Genomic DNA, 19,777 nt, shown 5'->3' on the forward strand with positions numbered 1-19,777 from the left:
TTAGTTCAGTCTTTTCTGGTTAGACGTATGAGGCAAGCGTTTCAGCTTGTAGTACACACCTAGAATCAGGAAAACACTGAAAGAAATAAAAAAGAAACGTAATAAAAAGAGTGGGGGTTCTTTCCACTCTCCTCCAAAGCCTGCAGCTCGAATCGAAGACGGGAGAACCTTTGGTTTGGCAACGGTTCTCTCTGGAAATTCTTCAAATTTTAGAACATGAGCGGTTTCGGAGAGTAAATAGTATTTACGTGCCTCTTGTTCCAAGGCATAGGCATCATTTTTCAGACGTCTTTCCTTTTCTTCAAGTCCCTGATTCTCAACAACTAACCTCTCTACTTCTGCATTTAGATTCGTGAGTTCTTTTTCCAAACGCATACGTTCCGCAATCCCTGACTCGGACAAAAGTCCGAGGTAGAGACAAGCACAAACATAGGTTAAGAGAAGAGAGGCTTTGGTTGCTGTCATATTATCTCAGGTTGTAAAACGTATTTACTCCACTGTAAGTTGCATTTTTTCCAAGTTCTTCTTCGATGCGAAGGAGTTCGTTGTATTTTGCAATTCTGTCCGTTCGGCTTAGGGACCCAGTTTTGATCTGTCCTGAGTTTGTGGCAACGGCGATATGGGAAATCGTTGCATCTTCTGTTTCTCCGGATCTGTGAGAAACAACTGCTGTATACTGCGCTTTTTTTGCCATTTCAATCGCACTGAGGGTTTCTGTGAGAGATCCAATTTGGTTCACTTTGATGAGAATGGAGTTACCAATCCCTTTTTCGATCCCTTTAGAGAGCTTTGTGATATTGGTTACGAACAAATCATCCCCCACAAGTTGGATCTTTTTCCCCAGTTTTTCGGAAAGTTTTTTCCAGCCTGTCCAATCGTTTTCATCCAGACCGTCTTCCATAGTAATGATCGGATACTTGGACACTAAATTTGAGTAGTATTCTACGAGTTCTTCGGCAGTCTTCTCTGGTTTTTTTTCGGCTTTGAGAACATACTTTTTCTTTTTCTCATCATAAAACTCAGAAGCTGCACAATCGAGACCAATTTTGATGTCGAGGTCTGGTTTGTACCCCGCTTTTTCGATCGCAGTTAGGATCACTTCGATCGCTTCACTATTGCTTGTAAGGTTTGGAGCAAATCCACCTTCATCACCCACAGCAGTGTTCAGACCTTTTCCTTTTAATACGGTTTTTAAGCTATGGAAGACTTCTGCACCCATCCGAAGTGCCTCACGAAAGTTCGGAGCAGACACTGGTAGGATCATAAACTCTTGGAAGTCGATGTTGTTATCCGCATGAGCACCACCGTTGATGATGTTCATCATGGGAACAGGAAGTTCACGAGCAAACGTTCCACCAATATAACGGTAAAGAGGAAGACCTGCGTGAGTCGCCGCAGCTTTTGCCACTGCCATCGACACACCCAAAATGGCGTTTGCGCCTAACTTAGATTTATTGGCAGTTCCATCTAGTGAGATCATGGTTCCATCAACGAGGAGTTGGTTGGTTGCCGAGAGGCCAAGAATGGATTTAGAAATTTTAGAATTTACGTTATCAACCGCTTTGAGAACTCCTTTTCCGGAGTATCTTTTTTTATCACCGTCACGAAGTTCCACAGCTTCGTGTTCCCCAGTGGAAGCCCCAGACGGAACCGCCGCGCGACCAAACGAACCGTCTTCCAAAGTGACATCCACTTCAACGGTTGGATTTCCTCTGGAATCCATAATTTCACGGGCTTTGACGGAACGAATGCTATCTTTTTGGGACATCGGGTATTGTTTCTCCTAAGGGATAATTTCCTCCCAGTCTTAGGAAATTTAAGCCTCTGACAATAAACTTTTTCGACAAAGAGCCTCGTTCCAGGAAAATGACTTAAAAAGAAGAGGGAACCGTGAACGAACGCCAAAAATTCACCCGCAATTTTTCCATCATCGCCCATGTCGACCATGGAAAGTCCACTCTGGCGGATCGTTTGCTTGAGATTGGTCTTGTAACGGACCAACGTACGAAAAAAGACCAAATCCTCGATTCCATGGACATCGAGAGGGAACGTGGGATCACGATCAAAGCAAACAATGCTTCCTTCGATTACCACGCCAAAGACGGAAATATTTATCACCTGAATTTAATTGATACTCCGGGCCACGTAGATTTTACGTACGAAGTGTCTCGTTCTCTCGCCGCCTGTGAAGGGGTCCTTCTCATTGTGGATGCAAGCCAAGGGGTAGAAGCTCAAACTCTTGCGAACCTATACCTCGCGATGGACTTAGACCTTCGCATCATCCCCGTCATCAATAAAATAGATCTTCCTTCTGCAGACATTGATAAATGTAAACTCATGATCGAAGAGTCTCTCGGTTTAAACCCAGAAGAAGCAATTCCTATCTCCGCAAAAACAGGTCTCAATGTACAAGAAGTACTCGAAGCCATTTGTTACCTTCTGCCACCGCCGGCTGGGGATGTGGATGCTCCACTCAAAGCTCTTATTTACGATTCCTTTTTTGATACCTATATGGGTGTTGTCGCAAAAGTTCGATTATACGACGGAAAACTCCGCAAAGGGGAAATGATCCACATGATGAACATTGGCCGTCAATTTACGGTCACAGAAGTGGGGATCAATAGGCTTTCCATGGTGGCTTGCGAAGAACTCCAAGCGGGAGACGTAGGGTATGTTGTCGCTGGGATGAAAAAGATGGGTGACGCCAAAACGGGAGATACCATCACTCATGCTAATCGCCAAACAGAGGAAGACGTAAAAGGATTTAAGGACGCAAAACCCATGGTATTTGCGGGACTGTTTCCGATCAACGGGGAAGATTTTGACGCCCTTGTGGATGCCATCGAAAAACTAAAGTTAAACGACTCTGCTCTCACCTTTGAAAGAGAAAATTCAGCGGCCCTAGGATTTGGATTTCGTGTAGGGTATCTTGGACTCCTTCATATGGAGATCGTTCAAGAACGTTTGGAAAGGGAATTTAACCTTGCCCTCATCACAACGGCACCATCAGTAAAATTTCGCATAACCACAACCAAAGACGATGTAATCGAAGTGGATAACCCAAGTAAATGGCCAGACCCCATTCTCATTGGAAAATCAGAAGAACCCTTTGTCAAAGCAACCATCATTGCCCCTGAATCCTACGTGGGAAATATCATGTCTCTCGTGATTGAAAAACGTGGGATCCATATGGATACCGTGTATTTATCCAAAGACAAATTGCAACTCACCTACGAACTTCCTTTGGCAGAACTGATCTTTGAATTTTATGACAAACTTAAGTCCTATACCAAAGGATATGCTTCCTTAGATTATGAAGAAGTGGGTTACCGGGATTCGAAACTCGTTCGGATGGATATCCTTGTGAATGGGGAACCAGTGGATGCACTTTCTTCCATTGTCCATAAAACAAAAGCGGAAGAAAGGGGAAGGGTCATCATTGAAAAACTAAAAGACCTCATCCCAAGACACCAATTTATGATTCCACTCCAAGCTGCCATCGGTTCCAAAGTGGTAGCTCGGGAAAGTATTTCAGCACTACGCAAAAACGTAACCGCAAAATGTTACGGTGGTGATATCTCTCGTAAGAAAAAACTCCTCGAAAAACAAAAAGAAGGAAAAAAGAGAATGAAACAAATCGGAAACGTGGAAATCCCACAAGAAGCCTTTTTGTCCATTCTCAAAACGGGAGATTAATCTTTCTTCAGTTTGCCTATGGTCTCTCTAGGCAAATGTTTGGGATTTTATTTCTACCAATTCGAAATGACCTCAATACAATCCCTCCTTCCCATTCGCCTAACGAAGTTCTAGTGGAATACAGATGGAAGCAAAATCTAGTCATCAACCAAAATTTCCAGATCGTTTTCCAGAACTTCCTCTTCGGTTGGCAAACCTTCCAGAATTTCCCAATTTTTTTATGATCCGTGACGACTTGCTTCCCTTGGGATTCGGAACCAAATGGCGTAAGGCTTTCGGGATTCAGGAAAATGCAAAAGAGAAAGCGGTAAAAGAGATCCTTCTTTGGGGGGCCGTACATGGGAATTACTTGGCAAGTTTTTCCACGATCTTTCGTTCCCTTGGATTTTTTGTGACAACCATTGGATACTCCAAAGATCCACACTTAAAGACTTATAATGAACGTTTGGTGCAATCTCATTCACACTCCTTTCATTGTTATGCGAATCGTAAACTTGCCCTCGAGGCTTTTGTGCAAATGAGTTCCCGATTTGCAGGACTTGTATTACCCGAATTTGGTGTGCACCCAAACCAAATTCTCGGTCTGAAACAATTATGGTCAAACCTGGAGACTAAAATCCAATCACTACTGAAAGATTCGGAATACAAAACATCTCCAAATGAACCACAGGCCATCCTAGTTTTGGAAATCGGTTCCGGAGTGAGTTTTCTTTCTGCGTATGATTACTTTCGAAACTCTCAGGTCCGTGTCCAAGGAGTGATGATCGGAGAAAAAAAAGACTCTTGGCTCTCTAGAACCAAGAAATTACAAATGAAACTAGGTTTGCAACCTGTTCCCATCCCAGAAGAGAATGTAATGGAAGTGGAAGGGAAATTGCCTTCTTCTTACTTAACGATTGGGGAAACTGAGAGAAACCAAAAAGAGAATCCGTATCAGGAAGCTCAGAAAGGGATGGGTTTTGGAAAAGGGCAAAACCATTACAAGGATTGGATCTTTGAGTTTTATCAGAAGAACGAGATAATACTCGAATCCATGTATAGTGCCAAAACTCTTTTCCATTTTCTCAAAATACAAAACGAAAGAATGGTATATGATTCAGGAATTCCCATTTTTTACCTCCACCAAGGCGGACAAATCCAACATTTGGACTTGGTGTTTCCAAAGACGAGGGTTTTGCCCTGATGACCCCAAACCTTCCCCTTGTTTCCATCCTCATTCCGACGCATAACAGACGTCACTTGATTGAACGTGCAATACTATCCGTTCTTCAGCAAAACTATCCGCATTGGGAACTTCATATCATCGATGATGGTTCCACAGATGATACTTGGTCGTATCTTTTGTCTTATCTTCCTAGTTGGAAACGACAAATCCAATCCTTTGGCAGATATGAAAAATCAATCCAACTCCACCAAACAGAACATAGGGGAGTGAGTGCGACTCGAAATTTTGGAATTGAGAAGTCTAGGGGAGAGTGGATCGCTTTACTCGATTCCGATGATGAATGGTATCCAGAAAAACTAAAACGGCAGATCCAATTTCACAAAGACCATCCTGAATTTTTATTCTCCCAAACGAAAGAAGTTTGGAACAAAAAAGGAAATCTTCAGGAGCCAAAAGGAAAATACCAAAAACTTTCAGGTCGATTTTTAAAAGAATCTCTCTCAATCTGTATGGTCACTTGTTCCAGTTTTATGGCACATAAACAAACCTGGGAGTCGATTGGATTTTTTCGGGAAGAAATGAGAACTTGTGAAGACTATGATTTATGGAATCGTATCCTACTCAGAGGATACTCCATTGGATTACTAGACGAAAACCTCTTAGTCCGTTACGGGGGACATGATGACCAGTTGTCAAACCAGTTCCAAGCCATCGAACGATTTCGACTGTATTCCTTACTGTCTACTGCAAACGAATTGAATTGGAATTCGGGAAAATTGAAAGAATGGAATCCAGAAAACCAGGAAGAAAACAAAGAAGACCGAAACCCCAAACTTCTATTGCGTGATGCCATTTTGAATCGATTGGACACCTTAATCCAAGGACGAGAGAAACGTGGGAAAGAAGTTCAATTTTTATACCACTACCGATCTCTCTTTTTGGAAAACAAACCCATTCACCAAAAGGAATTGTTGACTTTGTTAGATGACCGTTTATTCTAATGGAACCATTTTTTGAGGTTCTATGAAACGTATTTTGCCTGTTTTTCTCTCTTTGTGTTTTATATTCTTTTCCCTGCCTCTCACTTCGGACGAAAACCAAGGGCATGACATTCGATTTCGTGTCTCCGTCAATAATGTTCCTCATCCCACCCAAACCAATCCTTATTACCTCAGCCATATTTTGGAGGTAAGAATCTTTCGGCATCTAAACCTCGATTTTTCTCCGAGTGAAATGGAAGCGATTGTGGACTTTATGATCACCCATGCCTCCAAAGAACACCCAAACCAAATTTATTTGCCAGGGTTTGAGAAAGAGGAAGAACTCATCATTGGATTTCGTTATATAGAAAAAGAAGGGGATTTACTCTTTCTTGTGGTCACTAATTTTAATGTAGAAAAAAACAAAATTGATACGAGTGATTTACAAAAACAGTTAGCGACCATCTGCCAAGTAAAGGCAAATCGATTTGTTTATTTTGAAGATTTGTATTCAGACAAAAGAGCAAACGAATACAAAGAAGAAGGAAAACTATTAAGTTTAGCAAATTTATATTTGATGGACGAAGACCCAAATAACGATGAATTGGTGGCACCACTTCTCGAGACCATTTTAAAGGATGAAAATCGCCATCCCTTGGAAAAGTTTTATGCAATTCTCACAAAAGGCCAATTGGCATTAATCCAAAAAAACTTCCCTGTAGCAGAAGAAATCAAATCCAAATCTTCCACTTTTCTATCCCAATTGAAAGGGGAAGAGAAACAAAGAGCCGAATTTGTATTCAGATTGTTTTTAAAGGAAATGGAAACAATGAAAGCCTTTCAGAAAACAAATAACAAACTCTTTCAGATTTAGGCATAAAAAAACCCGGACAAAATCCGGGTTTTTCCAATTAACAAAGGAAACAGCAAGAGTTTTAGCTCGAAATGTATTCCTTATTGAGACGAGTGATGAAATTGACCGAAATTTCTTTTGGACAAGCAGCTTCACATTCGTATTGGTTTGTACAATTTCCAAATCCTTCTTTGTCCATTGCCTTCACCATTTTACGAACTCGTTCTTTTTTCTCCACCACACCTTGTGGTAAAAGAGCCAAGTGAGAAACCTTTGCCGAAACAAATAACATAGCCGATGCATTTTTACAGGCAGCAACACAGGCCCCACAACCAATACAAGTTGCCGCGTCCATCGCAAGATCCGCATCTACTTTTGGAATCGGAAGTGCGTTTCCGTCTGGAGCTCCCCCTGTGTTTACATTCACATAACCACCCGCTTGGATGATGCGGTCAAATGCCGATCTGTCTACCACGAGGTCTTTTGTGACAGGGAAGGCTTTGGCACGCCAAGGTTCGATGACAACAGTATCACCATCTTTGAACTTACGCATATGCAATTGGCAAGTAGTGGTTCCTTTTTCTGGACCATGAGGAACACCGTTGATCACCATCGAACAAGACCCACAAATTCCTTCGCGGCAGTCGTGGTCGAAAGCAATGGGATCATCTCCCTTTTTGATGAGGTCGTCGTTCACAACATCAAGCATTTCCAAAAAGGACATATGTTCGTTTACATTGTTTGCTTCGTAACTGACCATACGACCTTTATCGTTTTTGTCTTTTTGTCTCCAAACTTTAAGGTGTAACTTCATTGAATCCATTATTTGTAGCTCCTTACGGCTAAGTGGATGTTTTCGTATTCGAGTTTTTCTCGGTGTTCTACTGGAGTTTTTCCTTCTCCTTGGTATTCCCAAGCGGATACGTGGCAGAATTTATCATCGTTACGTTTTGCTTCGCCATCTTCTGTTTGGTGTTCTTCGCGGAAGTGACCCCCACAAGATTCTTCTCTTGTCAGTGCATCGAGACACATTAGTTCACCAAATTCTAAGAAGTCAGCAACACGACCTGCTTTTTCTAGTTCTTGGTTGAGTTCCGAACCAGACCCTGCTACTTTTACATTTTTCCAGAATTCTTCACGGAGTTCAGGGATTTTTTTCAAAGCATCTTTAAGGCCTTTTTCGTTTCTTGCCATACCACATTGGTCCCACATGATTTTTCCAAGAGCTCTGTGGAAATCATCAGGTGTTTTTTTCCCGTTGATGGAGAGGAATTTGTTGGTCATCTCACGTACACGTGCTTCAGCTTCTTTGAATTCAGGGCGGTCTGTGGAAATGTTTTTAGCACCTTCTTTGGCAAAATAATCACCAATGGTGTAAGGGATCACAAAGTATCCATCTGCAAGACCTTGCATCAGAGCCGATGCACCTAAACGGTTGGCACCATGGTCAGAGAAGTTTGCTTCCCCAAGGACATGAAGACCAGGAATATTGGACATGAGGTTATAATCTACCCAAAGACCACCCATAGTATAGTGAACCGCAGGGTAAATTCGCATTGGCACTTTGTATGGGTTCTCTCCCGTGATGCGCTCATACATTTGGAAGAGGTTGTCGTAACGGTCAGCAACGACGTTTTCACCCAATCGTTTGATGGAATCAGAAAAATCCAAATACACACCAAGGCGTTTGTCCCCAACTTTTGGGCCTACACCGAGACCATTGTCACAGGCTTCTTTTGCAGAACGAGATGAGATATCACGAGGTGCTAAGTTCCCGTATGAAGGATATTTTCTTTCTAAGTAATAATCTCTTTCTTCCTCTGGGATTTCGTGAGGAAGGCGAAGGTCATCTTTTTTCTTAGGAACCCAAACACGTCCGTCATTTCGGAGTGATTCCGACATGAGAGTGAGTTTTGATTGGTAGTCTCCCGATTGTGGGATACAAGTAGGGTGGATTTGAGTGTAACAAGGGTTTGCAAATGCTGCCCCTTTTTTGTAAGCACGGTAAGTTGCTGTTACATTGGATCCTTTTGCATTGGTAGAAAGGTAAAATACGTTTCCGTATCCACCAGAAGCCAAAATCACGGCATCCCCTGCATGAGAAGAAATCTCACCTGTTACTAAGTCACGAACAACAATTCCTTTCGCATGGCCATCCACTAACACGAGTTCCAACATCTCTGTTCTTGGATACATTTTCACTGCACCACGAGAGATTTGTTTTTCTAGAGCAGAGTAGGCACCAAGGAGTAATTGTTGACCTGTTTGGCCTTTTGCATAAAACGTACGAGAAACTTGCGCCCCACCAAACGAACGGTTGGCGAGTGTTCCACCATATTCACGAGCAAACGGAACACCTTGAGCCACACATTGGTCAATGATGTTTGTAGATACTTGTGCCAAACGATATACGTTTGCTTCTCTTGCACGGAAGTCCCCACCTTTTACAGTGTCGTAAAACAATCTGTAAACAGAGTCACCGTCGTTTTGGTAGTTCTTTGCCGCATTGATTCCACCTTGTGCCGCGATCGAGTGAGCTCTTCTTGGGCTATCTTGGAAACAAAATACAGATACTTGGTAACCAAGTTCGGAAAGAGTTGCTGCAGCGGAAGCACCAGCAAGACCAGTTCCTACGATGATCACTTTGTACTTACGTTTGTTAGCTGGATTGACTAATTTGATGTCTTGTTTGTGTTTGTCCCATTTTTGTTCTAATGGGCCTGATGGTATCTTTGAATCTAATTTCATATTCTCTCCTGAATCCCCTTAGCGAACATACCCGAGTAAAATCGAGAGTGGCATGGAACAATTTCCAACAAAAACGAGGAGTCCTAGTCCTGTGGAAATTTTTTGAATTGCGGGATTGTGTTTTGGGGCAAGGATTCCAAGTGTTTGTAACATCGAACCCAAAGCATGGGAAAAGTGTAAGGCCAAAAATACCATAAACACAATATAACTGATTGCTATCGTTGGGTCTTGGAATCCGAGGATGACCATAGCATACACATCATGCACTACATCACCATTCTTCAGAATGTATTCGTGAGTGTAGTGGTCAGGGTTTGTATACCCTAAAGTGAAATGTGCTAAATGGTAAACAAGAAACGTTAAAAGTAATAACCCACTATAAGCCATCGTGCGAGATGCAAACGATGCTTGAATGGTTGTATTCTTTGCATAAGAGACGGGTCTAGCAGAGCTGTTTTCTAGTTTTAGGAGGATGGCAGTGCAAACGTGTCCGAAAAAAGCCACGATGAGTCCAATCCGCGCTACCCAAAGAAGGGGTCCTAAATCTTTAAGAAACTTTGCATAGGTGTTTAATTTTTCTGGTCCTTGGAAAACTTGAAGGTTTCCGACCATGTGAAGGATCACGAATCCAAACCAGATAAATCCGGTAATGGCCATTATGATCTTCTTTCCAATTGAGGATCGAAAGAAGTCTAGACTCAACGTCATTGAAGAGCTCCTGTTAGAGTATAGGTGTAAATTTTTCTATTACGTCCAGATTTAGACAGATTCCACTTTCCGTAAATTCATAAATCTTAAGAGGATCAAAATGAGATTTTGAGTTTGTTTCTCAATAAGTATTAGAGCAATTTGGGGGTAAAAAGGGATTGAGTCCATTCCTGGAAAGGAAATCATTACTTCAGTTTGCAGATCATACCAAGGAAGAGAATCTTTCCACCTCTCATACCCACAATTTTCTTCTGTTTCCATTTTGTATGGATCTGTTTGTTCCTCTTATCTTGTGGCAGTTCCCGTCCGAAAACAAATGTTGAGGAAAGAAAGGACTATTTACGTGGCGTTGGATTGCCCATTCTTGTGTCCATCCAACCAAGGCATAACAGGGACAAAAAAGAGTTACAACTCTTCATCAAAACAGAAAACCTAACAAAGATTCCCATTTCGAAATTCCAAATTTTATTTTTTGCCAGTGACGGGAATCGTCAAATTTTGATTCCAGAAGAAAGTAAAACTCCAGAACTGATTTGTTCCATTCGAAAAAAAATCCAACCCCATTCGATTCACAAATGTTTGGTTGGCCCATTTGCTTATAGTCAATTATGGAATTCCATTCATGTGCAATCCATTTCCTTTACCACAGAAGATGAAGTGCGTCATGTCATTGATGAAGATGATTTGAACGATGTCATTCTCTGGTTGTGAATCCATTTTTTATTTTTTCCGTACAAAATGATACATTTCAAAAGACATACTCTTTCATTCGTGTTGACAGCTAGTTCCACCTCCATTATTTTTTCCTGACTTATATGTTTTCCAATCTCCGACAAGACATTCCTTCTGGACTCGTTGTATTTTTAGTGGCTCTTCCCCTTTGTTTGGGAGTAGCTTTAGCCAGCGGAACTCCTTTATTATCCGGTGTGATCTCAGGTGTAATTGGAGGTATTGTTGTTGGACTCATAAGTCACTCTAGTACCAGTGTGAGTGGTCCTGCCGCAGGTCTTGTTACCTTGGTCATTGCCGCTTTAGTCACTCTCGGGGACTATCGCAGTTTTTTACTTGCTGTTTTTTTATCTGGTCTCATCCAAATAGGTTTTGGTTTTCTTCGCGCCGGATTCATCGCCAATTATATTCCATCCAATGTGATCCAAGGACTACTTGCTTCGATTGGGATCATTCTGATTTTAAAACAAATTCCTCACGCAGTAGGATTTGATATTGATCCTGAAGAGGATTTCATCTTTTTCCAAAGAGACGGAGAAAATACATTTTCCGAATTATTGAATATTAGCAAATACTTTTCCTGGGGTGCTGTCATCATTGCATCCGCCTCTCTTTTGTTAATGGTAACTTACGACAGAATCAAATGGAAGGGATTAAAATTCATTCCTTCTCCCATCCTTGTGATTTTGGTGGGAATGTTACTGAATCAATGTTTCCAAATCTATTTCCCGGGAATTTATCTTTCAGAAAAACATTTGGTTTCCATTCCCAACATTCAGGATTGGGAAACCATTTTTGTATTTCCGAATTTTTCCAAAATCACTGATTCTTATGTATGGTATTATGCATTTACGATTGCTGCGTTTGCCACTTTGGAAACTTTACTCAATTTGGATGCGGTTGAACGAATTGATCCGCACAAACGTCTAGCATCGCCTAACAGAGAACTCGTTGCCCAAGGAATTGGAAATACTCTATCGGGCCTCATTGGTGGTTTACCCATCACTTCTGTCATCGTAAGAAGTTCGGTCAATATCTATGCGGGAGCAAAAACAAAAATATCTACGATATTTCATGGAGTTTTACTTGGCTCAAGTGTTGTTTTTTTTAGTTCCTTGTTTAACCACATTCCGTTGTCTTCACTTGCTGTGATTCTGATTGTAACAGGATTTAAACTCACCAATATTGCAGTTTACCAATCAATTTACAAAAAAGGTTTTTATCAATTTTTACCTTTTATCACCACCATCCTTGCCATCATCTTTACCGATTTACTCACGGGAGTGATCATTGGTTTATGTATCAGTTTTTTGTTTATCTTAAAAAATAATTACAAAAATCCATTTTCTGTCCAAACCGAAAACCTAAAAATTGGGGAAACCATTCGCATTGAACTTCCCAACCAAGTTTCGTTTTTAAACAAAGCATCCATCAAAGATACCTTATGGTCTTTGCCAGAAAGTGCCAAAGTGATTGTGGATGCCACAAACTGTAATTTTATCGATCATGATATCTTGGAAATCTTAGAAGAATTCAAATCCGTTGTCTCAGTCGAAAAAAACATCCAATTGAATTTGGTAGGTGTCAAAGAGAATTATGAGCTGAGTGACCAGATACAATTTGTGAATATTTTAGACAAAGACGCACAACAGAAATTAACTCCTGATGACATTCTAGAATTTTTAAAACGAGGGAACGAACGGTTTCGAAAAGGAAAGTGGTCAGAGAAATATTTCAAACACCAAGTGAATGCCACTGCCTTTGGTCAAAACCCAATTGCTGTCGTACTTTCTTGTATTGATTCTAGGACAAGCCCAGAGATTATTTTTGATGCAGGACTTGGTGATATCATCTCCATTCGAATTGCAGGAAATATTGTGAACCAAGAGATTTTAGGAAGTTTGGAATTATCCTGCGCCAAAATTGGAACTAAACTCATCGTAGTCCTTGGTCATTCCAATTGTGGGGCTGTCTCCAGTGCCATTTATGCATTGAAAGATGGAAACATTGCAAGCATCACAAACAAAATCCAAAAAGCCATTGATGATACCGATTCCATTGAACAGAAAATGAAACAAGGAAACGAACATATTTTCAATCATGTTGTGAAGGCAAATGTGATGAACTCAATCCATGAAATCTTAGAAACAAGTTCTTTTTTGAAAGAAAAAGTAGAGTTGGGGGAATATAAAATTGTCCCCGCATTTTATGATACTTCCTCTGGGGAAGTGGTCTTTTTAGAATCGGTTCCTGCGTTCACAAAAACCGAATGAAAAGTCATTTTTATCCTTTGTAAACTGGAACAAATAATGGTTTAAAGGCAGACCGATGGTAAAACCCGAGAAACGCATTTGCGACCAAAACAAAAATACCAACTGGCAGACCGTCATTTGCAATCATTAGGTGTACAAAAAAGATATTGACCACAATTGGAGCAAGAATCACTGAAGCAAGGGGTACAAAACGTCCTGTTAATAAGGCAATGGCACAAACTAGTTCCGTTATTTTGAGTAAGGTGATGAGATACCCAGATGCCTTAATCCCATCGTTGAATGTTTTCATATTTCCCGTCAATTCTGGTTCTTGTACTAAGTTGAACAAAACCGCAATGGAGGAAAAAAGAAACAAAGCCCCAAGTAAAATCCGAACTGTGTGGTAAAGTACTTTCATAACCTTCCTTTTTCTCTTTCCACTCAATTGGCGTCAATCTCTTCCGATGTCGAATGGATGGGTTCTCCTTGAGTTCATTTTTCAAAAAAACTGCAATAAATTCTTTGATTGGCGACATTGGTAGTATGACGCCATGAAAAATAGAATTTCAATTTCATTCTTTTTTGTTTTTCTATTCTTAGTTTCTTGCTCTTTCTTAGAAAACAAAAAGAGCGAAGGCCATCTCGTTTCCCAAAAACCAAATTCTTATTCTTTCCAATACCAATCAGAACTCACCCATCAATTCTTGAAAGTAGGACCGAGTTTGCAAATTTCCATTGGGCAATTTGCCGTCCAATCATTCTCCAGTTTGGTTGCAGAGACCTTTGCAAACCAATCCCTAACGGAAAAACAAACAAAAGATCCCTTGGAACCCAATTCCATTGTTCTCAATCGAATCCAGGTGAATCGGACAGTTGTATTTGAAGAAGGAACAACTAAATTCAAATATGCTACATTTTCCTCGATCGTCGAATTTTTATTAGTAAAACCATCTGGAGAAACGGTGCGGATCCTCGGACATTCTTTGCCAATCGAAATCCATCAGATTCCGTTTAGTCCTGAAGATGGTGAATCAGAAGGAAAAATCGCAGGTAGCCTCCATTCCGCTTTAGAAGAAGGACTGAATCAAATCTTCACCTTACAAGCGAAGGGAAACGAAAATGAAAGTCGCAATATGTTTCAAAGATAATGGCAGGGAAAGAAATTTAAGTTTTACTCTTTTTTCATACTCTCAAGGCAATCTGCGATGACACGAAAATAAGAATCTTGTTTCAAATGATCCATTTGGAGTTTCATCCCTTCTAAGGGTTTTAGATCTGCCAGTAAAAACCTACGAAATAAAAATCCAGCCAATTTCATCCGAAGGAAATTAAACACAGGAAATGTTTTTTTTTGCACAAGGATACCCGAAACCAAGGTGTAAGTGGGGAAGGGATTGAGTGATAATAAGAGTTGGCTTTTCACTTTCCCTAAATCAGATTCGATTGCAAACAAATGCCCGTTAAACGAACGAATTCTCACCTGAATTTGGTTTTTTGAAATCCACTTCATGATGCAATCCGAAAGTTTGTACCCTATGACTTGGGAAGTATATAGAAATTCTAAGATACGATTCTTTTTGTCCCAATGGAGAGTCGGACTTCCCATGAGTTTTCTTTTATGAACAAACTCCAAATGGTAGGGATCAAACGCATTGACCAAAATCGCATCTTGGGTTGCCATTACCTTTTGTGTTCGAAACGTTTCAAACATCTGTTTGTTTTCTGGAATGAGGGAGAAATCAGGAAATACAGGTTCAGGTTCCTCCCCGATGTATACGAAAACAGAACCAAAACGTTCCTTTGTTTTAAACTTTTTTTGTTCATACTGACCAAACGGGGAAGGTTTGGATTTTCCGTTACTTTGAAAACAAATTTGGTGTAAGGGACAGATGATTCCTTCTGTCGACAATCTTCCTGATTTTAGATTGGCTCCTAAATGAGAACAGTGCGCATCAAATGCAATGACTTCATTTTCTGAATTTCGAAAGAGAACAATTTCTTGTTTATCCGTTAAGAAGGAAACGATTTCAGATTTCGTAATCTCATTTGATTCTCCGACCAAATACCAAACTTCTTTCAAAACAACCAACCTTTCTGTAAGGCATGAAATAATTGGTGGAGAATATTGGATACTTTTGGTGTCCGAAAATAATGATCAGCACCCCAAACAGGAATGATTTTGGATCCAGGGATCATCGCATCCTTTAAAAGAGTAAATCCATCATTGGGACCAAATTGGGATAGATACTGATACCGCAATCGAATGGTACCTTTTAAATGAGCTTCGATCGGAAATCCTACAACAGATACAGTTGGAATCTGTTTCGGAAGTGCAAATGGTAAACTCAAAAACCTTGAACCTAGAGAAAAATCAGAAACGAATTCAATCGGAATCCCAACAACGTTTAACAACGATTTGCTAAAAAAAGTTTTTAATTTAGAATTGGAAACAAAACGTTCTACTAAATGTAAACCGCGATGAATACCACAGATGGATACCCATAATTGAACCTTTTTGGTAAGTTCGGGATACGATTCTAAAAAAACTCGAAAGTCTGAACTTCCTTTACTAAAGGAAAATACATACAATGGCTCTTTTTCCTTTTCGATACATTCCTTAATGATGTTTACATTTTCACTGATTTTGCCTTTGCTGAGAACAGGGATTTTCAACGTATTGAGTCCAAATTTCTTTGCAATTGCCAAAACAAGGGAACCATCTCCTGCATATTCAGGAAGTTCTTCATATAAACCAGCAGGTACCACAAGGACTTTTCCTTTGATTTTTCCAAACTTACCCGATTCCGGGACAAAGGATTCAAACTTCTCATAGAAGGAAGGATGTGGGGAACGATTGCGAACTACATCATATAAAAAAGCAGTCGCTAAATCAATTCCATCAGTATTGTGTACTTCTGTTATATGTGATTCCGTTATATCTTTGTATTTGAGGTGAGGTAAAATAGATTTCGCTTTTAAAAATAAATCGGTTTCATCCAAAACCATGGATGGAATTTCTTTTTGCAAAAATCGAATCAAAGACATAATGGATGAGCGGAATCAAAAAGGATTCGTCAAGAGATTAGAACCAAAAAAATTTGAGAAGTAAATCTTATTTTATGAAAAAACCGAATCAGAATCAGATTATTTCTTATTCGATCCACTTCGTTTGGTTAAGTTTACTATTTGTTTTCCTGTATGGATCTACCAATTACTTGGCTTCCCTAGAAGAACATCACTTAGAACTGTATTTAGAAATCGAAAAAGAAATTCCATTTTATCCCACTTGGATTTTGATTTATTTTTCCATTAATGGAATGTTTTTACTCCCTCTCTTTTATCTAAACAAAAAGAAATACCGTTTTTTATCATTTTGTTTTGCTTGGATTACCATCCTTGCTTCCCTTTGTTTTTACTTTTTCCCGATGCGACTTGGTTACCCTAAACAAGAAATCATTTCTAGTGTTCCGTTTCTTTACGAAGTCCTGTATTCTTTGGAATATCCACATAATTTATTTCCTTCCTTACATGTAGCGTATTCCTTTCTCATACTCCGAATTGTTTTACCAAAAACAAATTTCATTGAAACATGGATCTTTTTGATTTGGTTTTTTTTACTTCTAGGCTCCGTTTTGTTTACCCACCAACATCATCTCATCGATATCTTAGGTGGTTTGTGTTTAACGGAAATGGTTTTAAAACTGACGATGTACGGGAAGAGGAAGAGGTGGTGGCTCTTCCGAAGAAACAGGACCTAACCACATTCTCATATATTGTTTCCCATACATTCGACTTACGTTTCTCCTTTTTCCAAGAGTGGGCAAAAAAATCCAAGGGCATTCGGGAAATTCATGGTGTTCTCTGTCCCAATTTCCATATAATAAAATTTTTTCATGCCAACTTGATGTGGTTAGGTTAAAGGCTCCTTCCACCACTTTTCTTTCGGAAAAAGCATGTGTGATATATTGCCGTGTTGACCAATTGAAAGCAAAGGATCCATAAAGGATTCCAATTCCATAGGGATTCAAAAAACCAGAGGAAAGGATGAGTCCCCATCCTACTAAATTGATGAATGTTTCCAGTCGTATTTTCGGAATATCGGATGTCTGAAGATCCTCTAACATCAGTTTTGTACTCATCCGATTCTGAAAGAGTTTCCAATGCCTCGCATTCGGGAAAATTGCTACAAGTAAATTTCCAAGAATCGCGCTGGGCCAAAATAAACCGAGTAAAATGGAATACCATTGGAGAAATTTGATGAGACGGTTGTCTTTCGGAGAAATGAGATCAAAGGATTCATATTGAGTGCGATTGCAAGCATGGTGTTTCGAATGAGTAACACGGACCAACGTATAGGAAATGGGAAACAAAAATCCACTGAGGACTCCACCAAAATCATTCAGAAGTTTGTCTTTGTGGTAATTTCCATGAGAAGCTTCATGAAGAAGTGCATAATTAGTTAGGAGGAGAAAGGATACAGATACATGTGATACAACCGAAATCCAATGGAAGGGAGATTCCTTCGTGTAGTATAAACAAACAAAAACGAAAAAGTAAATCAATCCTTGTATGAAAAAATTTAATCTTCCAGGAATCCAATTTCTTATCTTGACAAATGATTTAATACTGATCCTCTCTAAAGTCCGTATGAAACTTCTCAGAATTTTATTCCTTTTTCCATTCCTTTTCATGCTCCATACCCAAATTTTTGCAGAAGACCAGGTTCACAATGAATTGAGAAAATTCAAAATTGAATTGGAAGACGCTTTGAAGGAAAAAGACATCTCAAAAATCCTTCCCTTCATCCATCCGAACGCTGTGGTGACCTTTGCCAATGCGGAAGCGGTTCGTGGCCCAGAAGGAGTTGCGAATTATCTGAAACGAATGTTAGATGGACCTAACAAAATCGTAAACAAATTTGGAACCACGATTTCAGTAGATGAACTAACAATTCTGTACGGAGGAGGAACAGTTGGGATTTCGTTTGGTGGTTCAGACGATTTTTTCGAACTAACTGAAGGTATTTCCTTCCATTCCAAAAGCAGATGGACAGCAACTTTAGTGAAAGAGAAAGGCAAATGGATGATTGCTTCAGCCCATGTATCCATGAATTTATTCGACAATCCACTTTTAACTGCTGCAAAAAATAGTATGTATTGGGTTGCTTCTTTCACGTTTCTCCTTGGATTGCTTTTGGGATTTCTCTCCACTCGATTGTTTTCCAAAAAAGGATAATCTCTTTTGGCAAAGCCATTCCAAATCGCTCTCATTTCCCCCAAAGGTCCACTTTATCGCCATCGAACAGGCATTTTCCAAAAGGACCTCCGGGCAGCCCCACTCACCTTAACCACATTAGCTGCCTTGGTCCCCAAAGACTTGGAAGCCGAAATCAAAATCTACGACGAAGGCATTGAAGACCTTCCTAGTCGTATTGAAGCAGATTTAGTAGGGATGACTGTCATCACAGGAAGTGCACCTAGAAGTTATGAGTTGACTGCGAAATTTAAACAAGAGGGAAAAACGGTAGTCCTTGGTGGTCCTCATATTACCTTATTACCCGAGGAAGCAAAACGACATGCAAATTCGATTGTCACAGGTTATGCGGAAGAAACTTGGCCAGAACTTTTATATGACTTCAAAGAAGGCAAATTAAAAGAACATTATTCCATGTCACCATCCTTTAGTTTGGAAAAAAAGGAACTTTTACCGTTTCCTAGAAGAGATATGTTAGATCAAAAAGGGTATAAAACACTCAATACATTCGAAGCAACAAGAGGTTGTATCCACAGTTGTGAATTTTGTGTGGTACCAGTAGCATGGGGAAGGAAACCTTACCAAAAACCGATCGAACATGTCATCGAAGATATCAAACAACGTAAAACGAAACAAGTTTTGTTTTACGATTTAAATTTAATCGCTGACAAGGATTATGCGAAAGAACTCTTTCGTGCCTTAATTCCTTTAAAGATTTATTGGGTAGGTTTATCCACTACACTCATTGGAAGAGACGACGAACTATTTGATCTGCTTGTGAGAAGTGGTTGCAAGGGGCTTCTCATTGGTTTTGAAAGTATATCCAAAACCACTTTAAAATCTACGAAAAAGTCATTTAATGATCCAGATGGATATGCGGAGTTAATTCGTAAACTGAGAAGAGCCGGGATTATCATCAATGGCACATTTGTATTTGGAAATGATGATGATGGCACAGAGAGCTTTGACGCAGTAAGAGACTTTGTCATTGAAAATAAAATTGGGCTTCCTAGGTTTTCGATCCTAACTCCATTTCCAGGAACTGGATTGTACAATCGATTGGAAAAGGAAAATCGAATCATCTCCAAGGATTGGAGTCGTTATGATGGACAACATGTAGTGTTCCAACCGAATAAAATGAGTGTCGAAGAATTACAATTCGGACATGAAAGGGTATGGAAAGAAGTGTATTCTTGGAAAGGAATTGGAAAAAGAGTGATGGGAAATTTCACAATGATTTTTCCGATAGTTCTTGCAGCAAACTCAGCTTACAGATATTATGCGCATAATCTATCTAGATTTTATACCTGCCGAGGGGGAATTGTTTGAGGTTAACGATCGTTCATCCCTGTATAGGAAGAATTCCTGGGAAAAAATACATCAAGGGTTGGCA

Annotated in this window: 19 protein-coding genes; 10 read left to right on the forward strand and 9 right to left on the reverse strand. The window is 39.9% G+C overall.

Annotated features, from left to right (window positions below; all coding sequences use genetic code 11):
* Positions 1-465 (reverse strand): FtsB family cell division protein, encoded by a 465-nt coding sequence (locus EHQ59_RS05600; RefSeq protein WP_135618258.1) that lies wholly within the window; start codon positions 463-465, stop codon positions 1-3.
* Position 466: 1 nt separating this feature from the next.
* Entirely contained in the window at positions 467-1,768 is a 1,302-nt protein-coding gene (gene eno / locus EHQ59_RS05605; RefSeq protein ID WP_135618260.1) for a phosphopyruvate hydratase, read from the reverse strand.
* 122 nt (positions 1,769-1,890) lie between these two features.
* Between eno and lepA the strand changes: the two genes are divergently transcribed.
* From lepA to EHQ59_RS05625, 4 genes are all read left to right on the forward strand, one after another.
* Positions 1,891-3,696: a translation elongation factor 4 gene (gene lepA / locus EHQ59_RS05610; RefSeq protein ID WP_135618262.1), complete on the forward strand. Its 1,806-nt coding sequence runs from the start codon at positions 1,891-1,893 to the stop codon at positions 3,694-3,696.
* 124 nt (positions 3,697-3,820) lie between these two features.
* Complete coding sequence (locus tag EHQ59_RS05615) at positions 3,821-4,879, forward strand: 1-aminocyclopropane-1-carboxylate deaminase (protein WP_244245400.1); 1,059 nt, start codon at positions 3,821-3,823, stop codon at positions 4,877-4,879.
* Complete coding sequence (locus tag EHQ59_RS05620) at positions 4,879-5,862, forward strand: glycosyltransferase family 2 protein (RefSeq protein WP_135618266.1); 984 nt, start codon at positions 4,879-4,881, stop codon at positions 5,860-5,862. Before EHQ59_RS05615 ends, EHQ59_RS05620 begins: the two co-directional genes overlap by 1 nt.
* 22 nt (positions 5,863-5,884) lie before the next feature.
* Positions 5,885-6,715, forward strand: a complete 831-nt coding sequence (locus EHQ59_RS05625) for a hypothetical protein (RefSeq protein ID WP_135618268.1) — start codon at positions 5,885-5,887, stop codon at positions 6,713-6,715.
* Positions 6,716-6,776: 61 nt separating this feature from the next.
* Here EHQ59_RS05625 and EHQ59_RS05630 read toward each other — a convergent pair whose 3' ends face one another.
* The 3 genes from EHQ59_RS05630 to EHQ59_RS05640 are packed head-to-tail and all read right to left on the reverse strand — an operon-like array spanning position 6,777 to position 10,150.
* Complete coding sequence (locus tag EHQ59_RS05630; RefSeq protein WP_167481378.1) at positions 6,777-7,508, reverse strand: succinate dehydrogenase/fumarate reductase iron-sulfur subunit; 732 nt, start codon at positions 7,506-7,508, stop codon at positions 6,777-6,779.
* Positions 7,509-7,516: 8 nt separating this feature from the next.
* A complete protein-coding gene (locus tag EHQ59_RS05635) occupies positions 7,517-9,442 on the reverse strand; it encodes a fumarate reductase/succinate dehydrogenase flavoprotein subunit (RefSeq protein ID WP_135618272.1) in 1,926 nt (641 codons plus the stop codon).
* A gap of 18 nt (positions 9,443-9,460) precedes the next feature.
* Positions 9,461-10,150, reverse strand: coding sequence for a succinate dehydrogenase cytochrome b subunit (locus EHQ59_RS05640; RefSeq protein ID WP_135618274.1), 690 nt, complete (start codon positions 10,148-10,150; stop codon positions 9,461-9,463).
* A 276-nt stretch (positions 10,151-10,426) separates the two neighbouring features.
* On the opposite strand from EHQ59_RS05640, the gene EHQ59_RS05645 reads away from it, so the two are divergent.
* The gene (locus EHQ59_RS05645; protein WP_244245401.1) at positions 10,427-10,861 is read left to right on the forward strand and encodes a hypothetical protein; all 435 of its coding nucleotides are present in this window, start codon (positions 10,427-10,429) and stop codon (positions 10,859-10,861) included.
* Between the two features lie 104 nt (positions 10,862-10,965).
* On the forward strand, positions 10,966-13,152 hold the full coding sequence (locus tag EHQ59_RS05650; RefSeq protein WP_135618276.1) for a bifunctional SulP family inorganic anion transporter/carbonic anhydrase: 2,187 nt from the start codon (positions 10,966-10,968) through the stop codon (positions 13,150-13,152).
* A gap of 10 nt (positions 13,153-13,162) precedes the next feature.
* On the opposite strand, the gene EHQ59_RS05655 is transcribed toward EHQ59_RS05650, so the two are convergent.
* Complete coding sequence (locus tag EHQ59_RS05655) at positions 13,163-13,549, reverse strand: DoxX family membrane protein (RefSeq protein ID WP_135618277.1); 387 nt, start codon at positions 13,547-13,549, stop codon at positions 13,163-13,165.
* A 286-nt stretch (positions 13,550-13,835) separates the two neighbouring features.
* Here EHQ59_RS05655 and EHQ59_RS05660 point away from each other — a divergent pair, with 286 nt between their 5' ends.
* Entirely contained in the window at positions 13,836-14,279 is a 444-nt protein-coding gene (locus tag EHQ59_RS05660; protein WP_244245402.1) for a hypothetical protein, read from the forward strand.
* Positions 14,280-14,302: 23 nt separating this feature from the next.
* Here the strand turns inward: EHQ59_RS05660 and EHQ59_RS05665 are convergent, their stop codons facing one another.
* Together EHQ59_RS05665 and EHQ59_RS05670 are read right to left on the reverse strand one after the other, a co-directional pair.
* Complete coding sequence (locus EHQ59_RS05665; RefSeq protein ID WP_167481379.1) at positions 14,303-15,211, reverse strand: Rieske 2Fe-2S domain-containing protein; 909 nt, start codon at positions 15,209-15,211, stop codon at positions 14,303-14,305.
* The gene (locus EHQ59_RS05670) at positions 15,208-16,176 is read right to left on the reverse strand and encodes a hypothetical protein (protein WP_135618282.1); all 969 of its coding nucleotides are present in this window, start codon (positions 16,174-16,176) and stop codon (positions 15,208-15,210) included. The genes EHQ59_RS05665 and EHQ59_RS05670 overlap by 4 nt, the downstream gene beginning before the upstream one ends.
* 74 nt (positions 16,177-16,250) lie before the next feature.
* Between EHQ59_RS05670 and EHQ59_RS05675 the strand changes: the two genes are divergently transcribed.
* Positions 16,251-16,889, forward strand: coding sequence for a phosphatase PAP2 family protein (locus EHQ59_RS05675; protein WP_135618284.1), 639 nt, complete (start codon positions 16,251-16,253; stop codon positions 16,887-16,889).
* Here EHQ59_RS05675 and EHQ59_RS05680 read toward each other — a convergent pair.
* Positions 16,827-17,693 (reverse strand): fatty acid desaturase, encoded by an 867-nt coding sequence (locus EHQ59_RS05680; protein WP_167481380.1) that lies wholly within the window; start codon positions 17,691-17,693, stop codon positions 16,827-16,829. The genes EHQ59_RS05675 and EHQ59_RS05680 overlap by 63 nt on opposite strands.
* Positions 17,694-17,820: 127 nt before the next feature.
* Between EHQ59_RS05680 and EHQ59_RS05685 the strand changes: the two genes are divergently transcribed.
* Entirely contained in the window at positions 17,821-18,366 is a 546-nt protein-coding gene (locus tag EHQ59_RS05685) for a YybH family protein (protein ID WP_244245403.1), read from the forward strand.
* A 6-nt stretch (positions 18,367-18,372) separates the two neighbouring features.
* On the forward strand, positions 18,373-19,713 hold the full coding sequence (locus EHQ59_RS05690; RefSeq protein WP_135618290.1) for a B12-binding domain-containing radical SAM protein: 1,341 nt from the start codon (positions 18,373-18,375) through the stop codon (positions 19,711-19,713).
* Positions 19,714-19,777: the final 64 nt, after the last annotated feature.

The organism is Leptospira kemamanensis (genome assembly GCF_004769665.1).
Taxonomy (GTDB): Bacteria; Spirochaetota; Leptospiria; order Leptospirales; family Leptospiraceae; genus Leptospira_A; species Leptospira_A kemamanensis.

Coding starts and splice junctions, on each gene's coding strand:
- EHQ59_RS05625 (WP_135618268.1), top strand. CDS start 5,885: ATGAAACGTATTTTGCCTGTTTTTCTCTCTTTGTGTTTTATATTCTTT.
- EHQ59_RS05630 (WP_167481378.1), bottom strand. CDS start 7,508: ATGAAGTTACACCTTAAAGTTTGGAGACAAAAAGACAAAAACGATAAA.
- EHQ59_RS05615 (WP_244245400.1), top strand. CDS start 3,821: ATGGAAGCAAAATCTAGTCATCAACCAAAATTTCCAGATCGTTTTCCA.
- EHQ59_RS05640 (WP_135618274.1), bottom strand. CDS start 10,150: ATGACGTTGAGTCTAGACTTCTTTCGATCCTCAATTGGAAAGAAGATC.
- EHQ59_RS05675 (WP_135618284.1), top strand. CDS start 16,251: ATGAAAAAACCGAATCAGAATCAGATTATTTCTTATTCGATCCACTTC.
- eno (WP_135618260.1), bottom strand. CDS start 1,768: ATGTCCCAAAAAGATAGCATTCGTTCCGTCAAAGCCCGTGAAATTATG.
- EHQ59_RS05635 (WP_135618272.1), bottom strand. CDS start 9,442: ATGAAATTAGATTCAAAGATACCATCAGGCCCATTAGAACAAAAATGG.
- EHQ59_RS05685 (WP_244245403.1), top strand. CDS start 17,821: ATGCTCCATACCCAAATTTTTGCAGAAGACCAGGTTCACAATGAATTG.
- EHQ59_RS05655 (WP_135618277.1), bottom strand. CDS start 13,549: ATGAAAGTACTTTACCACACAGTTCGGATTTTACTTGGGGCTTTGTTT.
- EHQ59_RS05650 (WP_135618276.1), top strand. CDS start 10,966: ATGTTTTCCAATCTCCGACAAGACATTCCTTCTGGACTCGTTGTATTT.
- EHQ59_RS05670 (WP_135618282.1), bottom strand. CDS start 16,176: ATGTCTTTGATTCGATTTTTGCAAAAAGAAATTCCATCCATGGTTTTG.
- EHQ59_RS05600 (WP_135618258.1), bottom strand. CDS start 465: ATGACAGCAACCAAAGCCTCTCTTCTCTTAACCTATGTTTGTGCTTGT.
- EHQ59_RS05620 (WP_135618266.1), top strand. CDS start 4,879: ATGACCCCAAACCTTCCCCTTGTTTCCATCCTCATTCCGACGCATAAC.